This window comes from Acinetobacter sp. YH12027 (assembly GCF_013420085.1).
GTDB classification, from domain to species: Bacteria; Pseudomonadota; Gammaproteobacteria; order Pseudomonadales; family Moraxellaceae; genus Acinetobacter; species Acinetobacter amyesii.
The window spans coordinates 18,042-31,183 of the sequence record NZ_VOYW01000020.1 but is presented as its reverse complement, the minus strand read 5'-3'; the positions used below and the strand labels follow the sequence as shown (position 1 = coordinate 31,183).

The 13,142-nt window shown below is 40.6% G+C and carries 13 protein-coding genes; 9 read left to right on the top strand and 4 right to left on the bottom strand.

Going from position 1 to position 13,142, the window contains the following annotated elements:
• Positions 1–214 precede the first annotated feature (214 nt).
• Positions 215–1,861 carry an L-aspartate oxidase gene (gene nadB / locus FTT94_RS09040; RefSeq protein ID WP_180170640.1) on the top strand — a complete coding sequence of 549 codons (1,647 nt, stop codon included), beginning with the start codon at positions 215–217 and terminating at the stop codon, positions 1,859–1,861.
• A gap of 80 nt (positions 1,862–1,941) precedes the next feature.
• Here the strand turns inward: nadB and FTT94_RS09035 are convergent, their stop codons facing one another.
• From FTT94_RS09035 to pabC, 4 genes are all read right to left on the bottom strand, one after another.
• Positions 1,942–2,361 (bottom strand): PaaI family thioesterase, encoded by a 420-nt coding sequence (locus FTT94_RS09035; RefSeq protein WP_180170639.1) that lies wholly within the window; start codon positions 2,359–2,361, stop codon positions 1,942–1,944.
• Positions 2,362–2,430: 69 nt separating this feature from the next.
• Positions 2,431–3,036: a dTMP kinase gene (gene tmk, locus FTT94_RS09030; protein WP_180170638.1), complete on the bottom strand. Its 606-nt coding sequence runs from the start codon at positions 3,034–3,036 to the stop codon at positions 2,431–2,433.
• 9 nt (positions 3,037–3,045) lie between these two features.
• Entirely contained in the window at positions 3,046–4,098 is a 1,053-nt protein-coding gene (gene mltG / locus FTT94_RS09025; protein WP_180170637.1) for an endolytic transglycosylase MltG, read from the bottom strand.
• Position 4,099: 1 nt separating this feature from the next.
• Positions 4,100–4,909 carry an aminodeoxychorismate lyase gene (gene pabC / locus FTT94_RS09020; protein ID WP_180170636.1) on the bottom strand — a complete coding sequence of 270 codons (810 nt, stop codon included), beginning with the start codon at positions 4,907–4,909 and terminating at the stop codon, positions 4,100–4,102.
• Positions 4,910–5,070: 161 nt separating this feature from the next.
• On the opposite strand from pabC, the gene FTT94_RS09015 reads away from it, so the two are divergent.
• The 8 genes from FTT94_RS09015 (at position 5,071) to FTT94_RS08980 (ending at position 13,131) form a co-directional block, all read left to right on the top strand.
• Complete coding sequence (locus tag FTT94_RS09015) at positions 5,071–6,078, top strand: sulfate ABC transporter substrate-binding protein (RefSeq protein ID WP_180170635.1); 1,008 nt, start codon at positions 5,071–5,073, stop codon at positions 6,076–6,078.
• A gap of 176 nt (positions 6,079–6,254) precedes the next feature.
• The gene (locus FTT94_RS09010) at positions 6,255–7,268 is read left to right on the top strand and encodes a sulfate ABC transporter substrate-binding protein (protein WP_180170634.1); all 1,014 of its coding nucleotides are present in this window, start codon (positions 6,255–6,257) and stop codon (positions 7,266–7,268) included.
• A 33-nt stretch (positions 7,269–7,301) separates the two neighbouring features.
• A complete protein-coding gene (locus tag FTT94_RS09005) occupies positions 7,302–7,907 on the top strand; it encodes an alpha/beta hydrolase (RefSeq protein WP_180134983.1) in 606 nt (201 codons plus the stop codon).
• An 85-nt stretch (positions 7,908–7,992) separates the two neighbouring features.
• Complete coding sequence (cysT, locus tag FTT94_RS09000) at positions 7,993–8,826, top strand: sulfate ABC transporter permease subunit CysT (RefSeq protein WP_078190342.1); 834 nt, start codon at positions 7,993–7,995, stop codon at positions 8,824–8,826.
• The gene (gene cysW / locus FTT94_RS08995; protein ID WP_078190343.1) at positions 8,823–9,710 is read left to right on the top strand and encodes a sulfate ABC transporter permease subunit CysW; all 888 of its coding nucleotides are present in this window, start codon (positions 8,823–8,825) and stop codon (positions 9,708–9,710) included. The genes cysT and cysW overlap by 4 nt, the downstream gene beginning before the upstream one ends.
• A gap of 11 nt (positions 9,711–9,721) precedes the next feature.
• On the top strand, positions 9,722–10,783 hold the full coding sequence (locus tag FTT94_RS08990; protein WP_078190344.1) for a sulfate/molybdate ABC transporter ATP-binding protein: 1,062 nt from the start codon (positions 9,722–9,724) through the stop codon (positions 10,781–10,783).
• Positions 10,784–10,839: 56 nt separating this feature from the next.
• Complete coding sequence (locus tag FTT94_RS08985) at positions 10,840–11,763, top strand: CysB family HTH-type transcriptional regulator (RefSeq protein WP_180003268.1); 924 nt, start codon at positions 10,840–10,842, stop codon at positions 11,761–11,763.
• 153 nt (positions 11,764–11,916) lie between these two features.
• Positions 11,917–13,131 (top strand): OmpP1/FadL family transporter, encoded by a 1,215-nt coding sequence (locus FTT94_RS08980; RefSeq protein ID WP_257231357.1) that lies wholly within the window; start codon positions 11,917–11,919, stop codon positions 13,129–13,131.
• The last annotated feature ends 11 nt before the right edge of the window (positions 13,132–13,142 follow it).

Here is a 13,142-nt window from a genome sequence, read left to right as displayed (position 1 = left end):
CAATTGTGCTTATCATTTGAAATACGTTAGTTTTTATCACAATGCAAGTCTAAGCTTCGTAATAAAATGTTTGATGATTATTTATGATAAACAATCTTAAACATTCCTTAAATATTACAGATCTATGAATATTTTTCATTATTTAGTTAATTTATAGTCATTGCGTTTTTAGGCAAAAACAGTTGTGATGATTGGACATTTTTAAAATTAGCTGATGGACATGTCTAATTTAAACACGATACATCAATTTGATGTAATTATTGTGGGAAGTGGCGGTGCAGGCCTAAGTTTAGCCCTATCGCTACCAGATCATTTTAATATTGCTGTTTTAGCTAAATCGACGCTGACGGATGCCAGCACATATTATGCCCAAGGTGGTGTTGCTGCCGTCCTCGATAAAACAGATTCTATTGAACAACATATTGATGACACCATGATTGCCGGTGCGCATTTATGTGAAATGGCGGCGGTAAAACAAACCGTTGAAGGTGGTAAATCTTCTGTCGATTTTCTACTGAATCAGGGTGTGCAATTTACTTTAGACGACCAAGAACAGTTACATCTGACACGTGAAGGTGGTCACTCTCAACGGCGGATTATCCATGCAGCAGATGCCACAGGTCGTGCTATTTCCACAACATTGGTTGAACGTGCGCAAGAAAAAGCCAATATTCATATTTTTGAAAATTTTATTGCAATCGATTTAATCACCGCACAAAAATTAAATCCTGAAACTGAAAACCGTGCTCTCGGTCTGTATGCTTTAGATGAAAAAACCGAAAAAGTATATACCTTTTTAGCACCATTTACTGCCCTTGCCTGTGGCGGTGCCATGAAAGCTTATTTATATACATCGAATCCCGACATTGCGACGGGTGACGGTATTGCCATGGCGTATCGTGCAGGCTGCCGTGTTGCCAATATGGAGTTTAACCAATTCCATCCGACCTGTTTATATCATCCTCAAGCTCGCTCTTTCTTAATTACCGAGGCGATGCGTGGCGAAGGTGCCTATTTGCGCCTCCCTGATGGTGAACGCTTTATGCTGCGCTTTGATGAACGTGCAGAATTAGCACCACGCGATATCGTAGCGCGCGCTATTGATTATGAAATCAAACGTCTGGGAATCCGTCATGTTTGGCTTGATATTACCCATAAACCTGCAGAATTTGTCAAAGAACATTTTCCAACATTGTATGCACGCTTAATGGAACTCGGCATTGATATCACCAAAGAAATGATTCCGGTGGTTCCTGCAGCACACTACACCTGTGGTGGCGTTGTGGTTGATGAAAACAGTCAGACCGATATTCCAGGCCTATATGCCATTGGAGAAACTTCCTATACCGGCCTACACGGTGCAAACCGTATGGCAAGTAACTCCTTACTTGAATGTTTCGTCTATGGTATGAGTGCATCAGCACATATCACAGCACAGTATCAGGGAACCTATCAGGCGCCTCATGTCCCAGAATGGGATGACTCGCAAGTGACCAACCCTGATGAAGACGTGGTGATTTTGCAAAATTGGGATGAACTTCGCCAAACCATGTGGAACTACGTGGGTATTGTCAGAACAACCAAGCGGCTTCAACGTGCGCTCCATCGTATTGAAATGCTCAATCGTGAAATTACCGAGTATTACCAAGACTACCAAGTCAGTAAAAATCTGATTGAATTACGTAACTTAGTGTTGGTTTCAGAAATGATTGTACGCTGTGCAATGGAACGTAAAGAATCACGTGGACTGCATTTCACTTTGGACTATCCTGAACAAGCAGCAGAATTACGAAAAACAGTCCTAACTCCACCCAATTTCCAAGTGGAATGTCCATTGGTGAATACAGAACTGGTTTCTTAAACATCTAAAATGTCTAAAAACCATAAAAAGCCGAATATAAATTCGGCTTTTTATTTGAATCAGCAAATGCAATTGAGCCTTTATATTCGTTTTGGTGGAATAGAATAACTCCCTGTTATATGTGCAACAGGCTCATCCACACCTGCTGAATACACCAACACCTCACCATAAATTATACTTTTGCCCACTTTCAGCAATCGACACTCGCCTATTAAATCTTGATTGGCTTCGGGTTTTCTTAAAAAATTAATATTCATATTGGTCGTGACCGCCAGTCCTACAATCCCGATCTCCCCCAATATAGCCACATATAGCGCAAAGTCAGCCAAAGTCATCATGGTTGGGCCAGAAATCGTATTGCCCGGTCTTAGATCTTGTTCTGTGACATGCCAAATTAAGGTCGCCGTTTGCTGTCCAACTTTTTTAATCGTGCAATTTTTTAAACTTGGGGCAAATTCACATTGTAAAAAATCAATAATCGCCTGCTTTCGATGCGGCATAAAAAAATCATCCATAACTTATGCTATGAATGATTTTTAAATCAAATACCTAAAGATTACTATGGCATTTTAGATCTGTTGCAAATGCAATAATGCCTGTTGAAAAACCTGTTCAGGTGTTTGTGTCGCATCGAGGCGCTTCATGCGTGCAGGCTCATTTTCATGGATTTCAGCAAAACCGGAACGCACTTTCTCAAAGAACGTTGCTTTCTCTTGCTCAAATCGATCCAAAGCACCACGCTCTCTTGCTCTTAACATTCCTGTTTCAATCGGTGCATCAAGCCAAAAAGTAATATCAGGTATACGCGCAACAAAACTTGCATTTAAGACATTGAGCTTGTCACGATCTAAACCACGTCCTGCACATTGATAAGCAAAACTCGAATCGGCAAAACGATCACATAAAACGATTTTACCTTCTGCCAATGCAGGTAAAATCACGCGCGCCAAATGCTGTGCGCGTGCAGCATACATAAGTAACAACTCTGTATCATCACTCATTGCTTCATCATGATTGACGGCCAAAAGTAATGCACGAATTTGTTCAGCCATAGGTGTACCACCCGGCTCACGTGTAAGTACGACATTTTTACCCAAATTTTGGAAATGATCATGTAATTTACGAATGAGTGTAGTTTTACCCACACCTTCCGTGCCTTCAAAGCTAATAAACATGCTCACTCCTTAGTTTTTCGCACGAATTACAGATAAATATTCTTGTACCGCGCGGTTATGGTCTTGCAAATTACTGCTAAATTTATGGCCGCCATTTCCTGTTGCAACAAAATATATATTGTTAGATGAATCAGGATGCATCGCGGCTTCAATTGCTTTTTGACTCGGCAAAGCAATCGGTGTAGGCGGTAAGCCGTTGATCGTATACGTATTATACGCTGTAGGTGTACGTAGATCTTGGCGAGTGATATTACCTTGGTATTTATCGCCCATGCCATAAATAACCGTAGGGTCCGTTTGTAAACGCATGCCTTGTTGTAAACGACGCACAAATACACCAGACACTTGTTCAAGCTCACTATCAATACTGGTTTCTTTTTCAATAATCGACGCCATAATTAAGGCTTCATATTTATCTTTGTACGGTAAATTTTGAGCTCGATTAGTCCAAGCCTGATCTAAGGCTTTAATTTGTCGGTTATACAAATCCTTCAAAATTTTTCGATCAGACTCGCCTTTTGCAAAGAAATACGTATTCGGTGCAAATAATCCTTCAGGATGTGAATACGGAATGCCAAGCTCTTTTAAGATTTGTGCATACGGTAAATGACTGATGTCATGCGTCACCAAAGGGTCATTTTTTAAAGCATCTATCAGTTGCTTAAATGTCGTCCCTTCGATCACTAAAATTCGATTCATTTGCGCATTTTCAGAGTTAGAAATCAACTCCATAACTTCTCGTACACTCATACCTTCATGAATTTCATACACACCTGCTTTTAAGGTGTCATTAATCATGAACTTTTGGTACAACTTTAAAATAATAGGAAAATGAACTTGTTTCTCTTTGGAAAGTCGGTCAATAAAACCTGAATAGGTATCCCCTGCACCAATCGCCAACATTTGCTTTTTGCCTTCCACAGGATAGGCTTTAAATAAACTCGACCACAGTAAAATCGCCACAAGTACAACGATACCAAGTAGCACAACCAAACATGCTTTAAATGGAAAACCTGCTTTGGCAGATTTTTTCTTATTTGTTTTTTTAGACGCGGTGGACATATTAACGAATCTGACTTAATTGAAGTGTTCGGAAAAGTTCAATACAAGCTTGAACATCTAACTCAACTCCATTCAGAGTTGATGCAATTTTCATGGGACTTAAAGCATTGCAGAAAAAAACACTCTGAAAATGCGTAATTTCATCCATATTGACGTGACGTTGATTACATGGAATCTGATGCTGCTGCATCCGTTTTAAAATTTCTGCACGCATGACACCATGCACGCCATTATAACGAAGTTCGGGCGTAATCCATCCTTCATTTGTACGAATAAAACAATTACTGCTCACACCTTCGACAACTGTACCTTGCACATCCGTCACCAAAGCTTCGCCCCATGGGGTTTGATCCAACTCTGCTTTGAGCATGACTTGTTCTAATCGATTTAAGGACTTTAAGCCCACCAAACTTGGCATGGTTAACCCAATAGCTTGATGTAATACACCACTTTCGACAGTTTCGTACTCAAAATCTGCAACAGCTTTGGGGTAATAAAACACCCAAACATCTGCTGGATGCTCAGGTAAACTATAGCCACGCTGACCGATACCACGACTCAACACGATTTTCAAAGTGCCATTGACGACATCTTGTTTACGTAACAATTTTAGAGTGTCTTCAATGAGGCTTAAATCTGCATTTAGCTTTAATCGCTCATTACTCAGTTTTAATCGTGCAATATGCAAAGCTAAAAGTTCTATTTGTCCTTGGCGAATACGTGCCGTGCTAAAACAGCCATCGCCATAGTGAAAGGCTCGATCAAGTAAATCAACTTGTTCTATTTGCTGCGCATTTTTAAAACACTGCATACATCGTCATCCCAATTACATCACTTTATTTTAAAAAATAATCGTTCAGCATATATTTCTTTTTTGTTCATATTAAATTCTTTTTTAATTATTTTTTCTGCATAAAAACTACAGATATTCTTGCCTCATCCAACAAAACATGTATAAAAATTGAGGACAACATGAATCTATCGAAATTAAAACTTGGGGTTTTGGCTGCATTCATTTCTGCCACAGCATTCAGTGCATCTGCCAAAGATTTCTTAAATGTGTCATATGATCCAACCCGTGAATTGTATGACAACTTCAATAAAGACTTTAGCGTTTACTGGAAAAAAACCACAGGCCAAGACATTAACTTTAAACAATCTCATGGTGGCTCAGGCAAACAGGCTCGTGCTGTTATTGATGGTCTAGATGCCGATGTCGTCACTTTGGCCTTGGCTGCAGATATTGATGAAATTGCTGCACGTGGTTTAGTTGCAAAAGACTGGCAAAAGAAATTTCCGCAAAACTCAACGCCCTATACATCGACCATTGTGTTCCTAGTGCATAAAGGTAACCCGAAAGGCATTAAGGACTGGGGCGATTTAATTAAACCGGGTGTCGACATTATTACCCCGAACCCAAAAACATCCGGTGGTGCGCGTTGGAACTATTTAGCTGCGTGGGCTTGGGCCAAACACCAAGTAGGTGGTAATGATGCAAAAGCCCAAGAATTTGTCCGCCAAATCTATAAGCAAACCAAAGTCCTCGACTCAGGTGCTCGTGGTGCAACAACTACATTCGCTGAACGTGGTATTGGTGACGTGTTATTGGCTTGGGAAAATGAAGCACATCTGGCAGTTCGTGAACAGCCGGGTAAGTTTGAGATTGTGACCCCTTCACTTTCTATCTTGGCCGAGCCACCTGTTGCGATTGTAGAAAAAAATGCCAAGAAGGATGGCAATGAAAATTTAGCCAAAGCATATTTAAATTATCTGTACTCACCTGCAGGTCAAACCATTGCAGCACAGAACTATTATCGCCCACGTAATGCTGCGGTACTGGCAAAATATAAAAATGTTTTTAAACCTTTAAAATTAGTGACTATTGATAAAGAGTTTGGTGGTTGGAGCAAAGTACAGAAAAAACATTTTGAAAATGGTGGCGTCTTTGATCAAATCGTGAAGACCAATAATTCCAAATAATGCTTTAAATACAGAAAAGCATCTTCCTTTCGCATAAGGTCGATGCTTTTTTTTCGTAGACACACTTGTTATCTTTTTTATTCATATAAAATTCGTTTTTAATTATTTTTTATGCATAAAGATTGGCGCTATTCTTCACCCATGTTACAGACAAAGTAAAAATTATTGAGGTTCACATGAGTATTTCCGCAAAATTAAAATTGGGTGTTCTTGCTGCCGTCATCTCGACGATTTCTTTTGGTGCAGCTGCAAAAGACTTTTTAAACGTATCTTACGACCCAACGCGTGAACTCTATGAAAGTGTGAATAAAGACTTCAGTAAATATTGGGAAAGCCGTACAGGTCAAAAAATTAATTTTAAACAATCTCACGGTGGTTCAGGTAAACAAGCACGTGCCGTCATTGATGGTTTAGATGCCGATGTGGTGACTTTAGCTCTCGCAGCAGATATTGATGTGATTGCAGAAAAAGCCAAACTTTTACCTGCAGATTGGCAAAAGAAACTTCCACAAAACTCAACGCCATATACCTCAACCATTGTGTTCTTAGTCCGTAAAGGCAACCCTAAAGCGATTAAAGATTGGGGCGATCTGGTTAAACCAGGCGTAGGTATTATTACCCCAAACCCGAAAACTTCAGGCGGTGCACGTTGGAACTATTTAGCTGCGTGGGCTTGGGCAAAACATCAAGCGGGTGGTAATGATACAACGGCTCAAGAATTCGTCCGTAAGATTTATAAAAACACCAAAGTACTCGATTCAGGCGCACGTGGTTCGACTACGACCTTTGCTGAACGTGGTATTGGTGATGTATTACTAGCTTGGGAAAATGAAGCACATTTAGCGATTCGTGAACAACCGGGTAAGTTTGAAATTGTGACCCCTTCACTTTCAATTTTAGCTGAGCCACCTGTTGCTGTTCTTGAAAAAAATGCGGAGAAAAAAGGCAATCTTTATTTAGCCAAAGGTTATTTAAACTTCCTTTATTCACCACGTGGTCAGCAAATCGCAGCTCAGAATTTTTACCGTCCACGCAACGCTACAACGCTTGCACAATACGCGTCAGTCTTTAAGCCACTTAAACTCGTGACCATTAATAAAGAATTTGGTGGTTGGGATAAAGTCCAAAAAGCACACTTTGAAAATGGCGGCGTGTTTGACCAAATCGTTAAAGCCAACAACGGAAAATAAGACCAGTCATTGACTGAATCAGGAGAACTTGACATGACACATACAGTAATTGTCCCGGGTGTAGGCGGTAGTGAACACGCACATTGGCAATCTTGGTTACAACGTCAGCTCATGTCTAGCTCTCGTGTTCAGCAAAAAGATTGGAATCATCCTGTACTCAAGGACTGGATTAAACAATTCGTTCAAACCGTACGACCTTTACAGGGTGAAATTCAAATTGTGGCGCATAGCTTTGGTTGTTTAACCACGGTGGCAGCATTGGCATTGCATCCAGAACTCAATAAAAAAATCAAAAATTTAGTTTTGGTCGCACCAGCCAATCCAGCACGCTTTGGTGAAAACGGCTTTGCACGCGACAGTACAACGGATTACAAAGCATTTTTTCATCAGCTAACTATTCGTGTGCCGACAACGATGTTGATTAGTGAAAATGATCCTTGGCTTGGCTTTGAAGATGCAAAACAACTTGCAGGTGCTTGGAAGCTCTACCCTGTGAATATGGGCGCTGTAGGACACATTAATGTTGCATCAGGTTTTGGACCGTTTCCTGAAATTTTCAATTACTTAATTTCAGAAAACCACATGAAACATATCAACTTTACTGATGAAAACAAGTATTTATTTCAATTTGCTTTTTAAGTACTGAGCATTAAGCTTGTCGCAAAATCATTTATTCAATTTTGCTGACCTTTTAAGTCAGCTTTTCTCATTTTGAGGAGTCATCATGTCGCAGCGATCCCGAGTGCTGCCAGGATTTGGTCTTTCTCTAGGCTTTACCCTAGCGTATTTATCCTTAATTGTGCTCATTCCCCTTTCGGCCGTATTTATTAAATCTTTAGGTATCGGTTGGGACGGACTATGGGAAATTTTAAGCTCAGAACGTATTTTAAAATCGTTACAACTGAGTTTTAGTGCCGCCATTATTGCTGCGTTAGTCAATGTGGTTTTTGGTTTGCTTTTAGCATGGTGTTTAGTTCGTTATACCTTCCCTGGTAAACGTATTGTCGATGCATTGGTTGATTTACCTTTTGCATTGCCAACTGCCGTTGCTGGTATTGCATTAACTTCGTTATATGCACCTACTGGTTGGATCGGTCAGTACCTTGAACCCATTGGCATTAAAGTCGCATATACCCCGATCGGTATTACCTTGGCCCTCATCTTTATTGGTATTCCTTTTGTGGTTCGTACTGTACAGCCTGTACTGAGCGACCTAGAAACTGAACTTGAAGAAGCTGCTTCTGCACTGGGTGCAAATCGCTTTCAGATCGTGACCAAAGTGATCTTACCTATTCTATTTCCTGCGCTGTTAACAGGTTTTGCTTTGGCCTTTGCACGCGGTGTGGGTGAATATGGTTCGGTGATTTTTATCGCAGGTAACCAACCCTTCAAAACTGAAATTGCGCCATTGATGATTATCTCTCGTCTTGAGGAATATGATTATGCAGGCGCGACCACGATTGCAGTTGTGATGCTGGTGATTTCTTTTGCTATTTTATTCTTAATTAACTTGGTTCAAGCATGGGCAAGTCGCCGTACAGGGAGAACTGCACGATGAATACGAATAGTAATGCGCTTGCGGAAAAATTACAGTCGCGTGATGCTACGCGTGAACCAACATGGGTTCGTTATACCCTGATCATCATTGCTTTAATTTTCTTCTTAAGCTGCCTGATTCTGCCATTAGTTTTGGTTTTCGTTGAAGCCTTTAAACAAGGTGTTGGCGTTTACTTCCAAGCACTGGTACATCCAGATACATTATCAGCAGTAAAACTTACGCTACTGACAGCTGTGATTGCCGTACCGTTAAACGTGGTCTTTGGTGTAGCAGCGGCATGGTGTGTTGCCAAGTTTAATTTCCGTGGTAAATCTATTTTAACCACGATTATTGATATGCCATTTTCAGTCTCTCCAGTCATTGCAGGCTTAATGTTGGTATTGATTTTTGGTACTCAAGGTTGGTTAGGCGGCTGGCTGATGGATAACGACATCAAAATTTTATATGCCGTTCCAGCCATTGTCCTTGCCACTGTGTTTATTACCGTTCCTTTTGTGGCACGTGAGTTGATTCCATTAATGGAAGCTCAAGGGACTGAGGAAGAAGAAGCAGCTATCGTATTGGGTGCTTCAGGTTGGCAGACCTTCTGGAAAGTGACACTTCCAAATATCAAATGGGGCTTAATCTACGGCGTGATTCTATGTAATGCACGTGCAATGGGTGAGTTTGGTGCTGTTTCTGTGGTTTCAGGTCACATTCGCGGCGAAACCAACACCTTACCGCTACACGTAGAAATCCTTTATAACGAATATACCTTTAGTGCTGCTTTTGCTGTGTCTTCACTATTAGCGCTCTTGGCGATTGTGACCCTGATTTTAAAAACATGGGTTGAACTACGTCAGGAACGACAAGACAAGCGTAAAGAAGATTCACAAGTTTCTTAAGGAATGACCTCATGAGTATTCAAGTAAAAAATATTGAAAAACACTTTGGTGCATTCCATGCACTTAAAAATATCTCTTTAGATTTTCCTGATGGCCAGCTCGTTGCGCTGCTTGGCCCATCAGGCTGTGGTAAAACTACCCTATTGCGTATCATTGCCGGTCTTGAATCTGCCGATGGCGGTCAAGTGATTTTAGAAGGTGAAGATGCCACTAAAGTTCATGTCCGTGAACGTGAAGTTGGTTTTGTATTCCAGCATTATGCACTGTTCCGCCACATGACCGTATTTGACAATATTGCTTTTGGTTTACGCGTACGCCCACGTGCAACACGCCCATCTGAAGCTGAAATCAAAAAACGGGTTACTCGTTTACTTGATCTTGTTCAACTTGGTTTCTTGGCTGACCGTTACCCTGCACAACTTTCAGGTGGTCAACGCCAACGTATTGCCTTAGCACGTGCTTTAGCGGTTGAGCCGCGTGTGTTATTACTGGATGAACCTTTTGGTGCATTGGATGCCAAAGTTCGTAAAGAATTACGCCGCTGGTTACGTACCTTGCATGACGAACTCCACATCACCTCTATTTTCGTGACCCATGACCAAGAAGAAGCACTTGAAGTGGCCGATCAAATCATTGTGATGAACAAAGGCAACGTAGAACAGATTGGCTCGCCACGTGAAGTTTATGAAAAACCTGCAACACCGTTTGTATTTGACTTTTTAGGTCAAGCCAACCGTTTTGAAGGTCAAAATAGCAATGGCCTCATTCAAATTGGTGAAGACCGAATTTTGTTGCCACAAAACGCCAATGCGCCGCAAGGAAATGTCATTGCCTTCGCTCGTCCGGATGAACTGCGTATTCATGCACAGCCGCAAGAAAATGCCATCCAAGCGACTTTTGTACGTGAGCTTTGGATTGCAGGTAAAGTCATTGCTGAACTGCATGACCGTCAAGGCAATCTTATTGAAATTTCATTAACGGCAGATGAAGCGAAAGCGCATCAATTCCGCCCAAATCAAACGGTATGGTTAAGTGCAACAAACTTGCATTTATTTGAAAACCAAGTTGCATAAAACAAAAAAGTTGGGGCCGTCACAAGCCCCACTTGCTTTTAAGGTAAAATAAAATTATGAATTTCCAACAATTAAGAATTATTCGAGAAACCGTACGTCAGAATTTTAATTTAACAGAAGCGTCTGCTGCACTTTACACCTCGCAGTCTGGCGTGAGTAAACACATCAAAGATCTAGAAGATGAACTTGGTGTACAGCTATTTATTCGTAAAGGTAAACGTCTACTCGGTTTAACCGAACCAGGCCAGTCTTTATTGGGAATCGTTGAACGCATGCTCGTGGATGCAGACAATATTAAACGTCTAGCAGATGACTTTAACAAAGTGGATGAAGGGACATTGACTATTGCGACCACACATACGCAAGCGCGTTATGTCTTGCCGCCGATTGTGAACCAATTTAAAAAAGAATTTCCAAAAGTTCATCTAATTTTGCAACAAGCAAGCCCTGTTGAAATTACAGAAATGCTCCTTCAAGGTGAAGCGGATATTGGGATCGCAACCGAATCATTAACCACCGAAGATAACCTTGCAAGTGTGCCTTACTATAACTGGCAACACAGTATCATCACACCACAAGAGCACCCACTCACCCAAAAATCAAATATCACCATTGAAGATTTGTCGAACTATCCAATTATTACTTACCACGGTGGTTTTACGGGTCGTTCTAAAATTGATAAAGCTTTTGAAGATTCAGGCTTTAATGTAGATATCGTGATGTCCGCACTTGATGCAGACGTTATTAAAACCTATGTTGAACTGAATATGGGGGTTGGTATTGTCAACGATGTAGCATACGACCCAGAACGTGACTACCGTTTAAAACAAATTCCTACCGATATTTTTGGTGTTAATACCACTTGGATTGCTGTTCGCAAAGGACATTTACTACGCGGTTATGGCTATGAGTTTATTTCTTTATGTTCACCAGATGCTGACATCAAAGCGTTGAAAAAAGTCGCTTACCCAGAAGAATGATAGGCCAATTGACGAATTAAAGAGGACACCTACTGTCCTCTTTTTTTGGTAAACACATATTTTATCTAAGTTTTCTTGGCTTTATTTTTAATTTTGATTAAAATACATCCAACACAATAAAAATTAAAACCTTATTACTTCCGACCCATATTTATGAAAAATCAATTCGTCGCAGTGGCAGTCGGTATCGTCTGCCCCATACAGATCATGTATGCAGCAGGAATAGAAAACTCAGATCAATCGATCTCGGCCTTTCTTGAACCCGGAAATTATACTGAAGCCAGTTTCGCTTATGTCGATGCTCAAGTTGACGGCAAAGTTCAGAATCAAGGCTTAATTAGTGAATTGGGCATCACTGATTTTTCTACAGGGAATCTCGCCCATCAACAATTTTCTGGGAAATTTGCACTTAAAATTCAACCACATGAAAATATTTCTGCGGGAGTAATTTATGAGCAACCTTTTCATACTGATATCAGTTATCAATATAGTCCTCGCTTACCCGATGGCTCAAATATCGATATTGAAAGCGCCGATATTAACTTTAGAACGCATCACCTAACTGGACTGGTAGGCTATCAACCCAATAATAATTGGAATATTTATAGCGGTTTAAGCCTACAAACATTTAAGGGTGATTTAAAAATTTCTGGGCAACAATATGCTGCTCTCAATGGCTACCATGCCGATTTTAAACAAGATGAAGCGCTTGGTTGGCTGCTCGGATTCAGTTATCAAATCCCTGAATATGCTATTAAAACTAGCCTAACCTATCGTTCAAAAATCAAACATGAAAATAAGACCTCTGAATCAACTTTATATTCAAATGGTCCTTTTCAATTAGTACCAGACACCCATACCTCCATTCAAACGCCACAAAGCGTCAATTTTGAATTTCAAACAGCCATTAGCCCACACAATGTTGTATATGGCACAGTTCGTTGGATCAATTGGGAAGATTTTAGTATTCAACCACCACAGCTTAATGCCGTCCTTCAATACGCAGCACTCGATCCACAATACCGTGATTTAGCTGATATCCAATTGGTGGAATATCAAAAAGATCAATGGTCAGGTAAATTGGGTATTGCACATCAATTGAATCCAAGTTGGCTGGCCGCTGCAGAATTTATTTGGGATAACGGGACAGGAAATTCAGCGTCTACCTTAAACCCAAGTGATGGCTATCGAGGTTTAGGTTTAGGTATGATGTATAAATTTAACCCGAACAATTTTCTAGCGACTGGCCTGTATTATATGAAACTCTCAAAACCATCGAATACTGAAAAATCTCATATTTCAGGTCTTGCAAGTGTCTCAGACAATGATGCCATGATCTATGGACTGAAATTTGGTCACAGATTTTAAACGCATTCTAA

Coding starts and splice junctions, on each gene's coding strand:
- nadB (WP_180170640.1), top strand. CDS start 215: ATGGACATGTCTAATTTAAACACGATACATCAATTTGATGTAATTATT.
- FTT94_RS09035 (WP_180170639.1), bottom strand. CDS start 2,361: ATGCCGCATCGAAAGCAGGCGATTATTGATTTTTTACAATGTGAATTT.
- tmk (WP_180170638.1), bottom strand. CDS start 3,036: ATGTTTATTAGCTTTGAAGGCACGGAAGGTGTGGGTAAAACTACACTC.
- mltG (WP_180170637.1), bottom strand. CDS start 4,098: ATGTCCACCGCGTCTAAAAAAACAAATAAGAAAAAATCTGCCAAAGCA.
- pabC (WP_180170636.1), bottom strand. CDS start 4,909: ATGCAGTGTTTTAAAAATGCGCAGCAAATAGAACAAGTTGATTTACTT.
- FTT94_RS09015 (WP_180170635.1), top strand. CDS start 5,071: ATGAATCTATCGAAATTAAAACTTGGGGTTTTGGCTGCATTCATTTCT.
- FTT94_RS09010 (WP_180170634.1), top strand. CDS start 6,255: ATGAGTATTTCCGCAAAATTAAAATTGGGTGTTCTTGCTGCCGTCATC.
- FTT94_RS09005 (WP_180134983.1), top strand. CDS start 7,302: ATGACACATACAGTAATTGTCCCGGGTGTAGGCGGTAGTGAACACGCA.
- cysT (WP_078190342.1), top strand. CDS start 7,993: ATGTCGCAGCGATCCCGAGTGCTGCCAGGATTTGGTCTTTCTCTAGGC.
- cysW (WP_078190343.1), top strand. CDS start 8,823: ATGAATACGAATAGTAATGCGCTTGCGGAAAAATTACAGTCGCGTGAT.
- FTT94_RS08990 (WP_078190344.1), top strand. CDS start 9,722: ATGAGTATTCAAGTAAAAAATATTGAAAAACACTTTGGTGCATTCCAT.
- FTT94_RS08985 (WP_180003268.1), top strand. CDS start 10,840: ATGAATTTCCAACAATTAAGAATTATTCGAGAAACCGTACGTCAGAAT.
- FTT94_RS08980 (WP_257231357.1), top strand. CDS start 11,917: ATGAAAAATCAATTCGTCGCAGTGGCAGTCGGTATCGTCTGCCCCATA.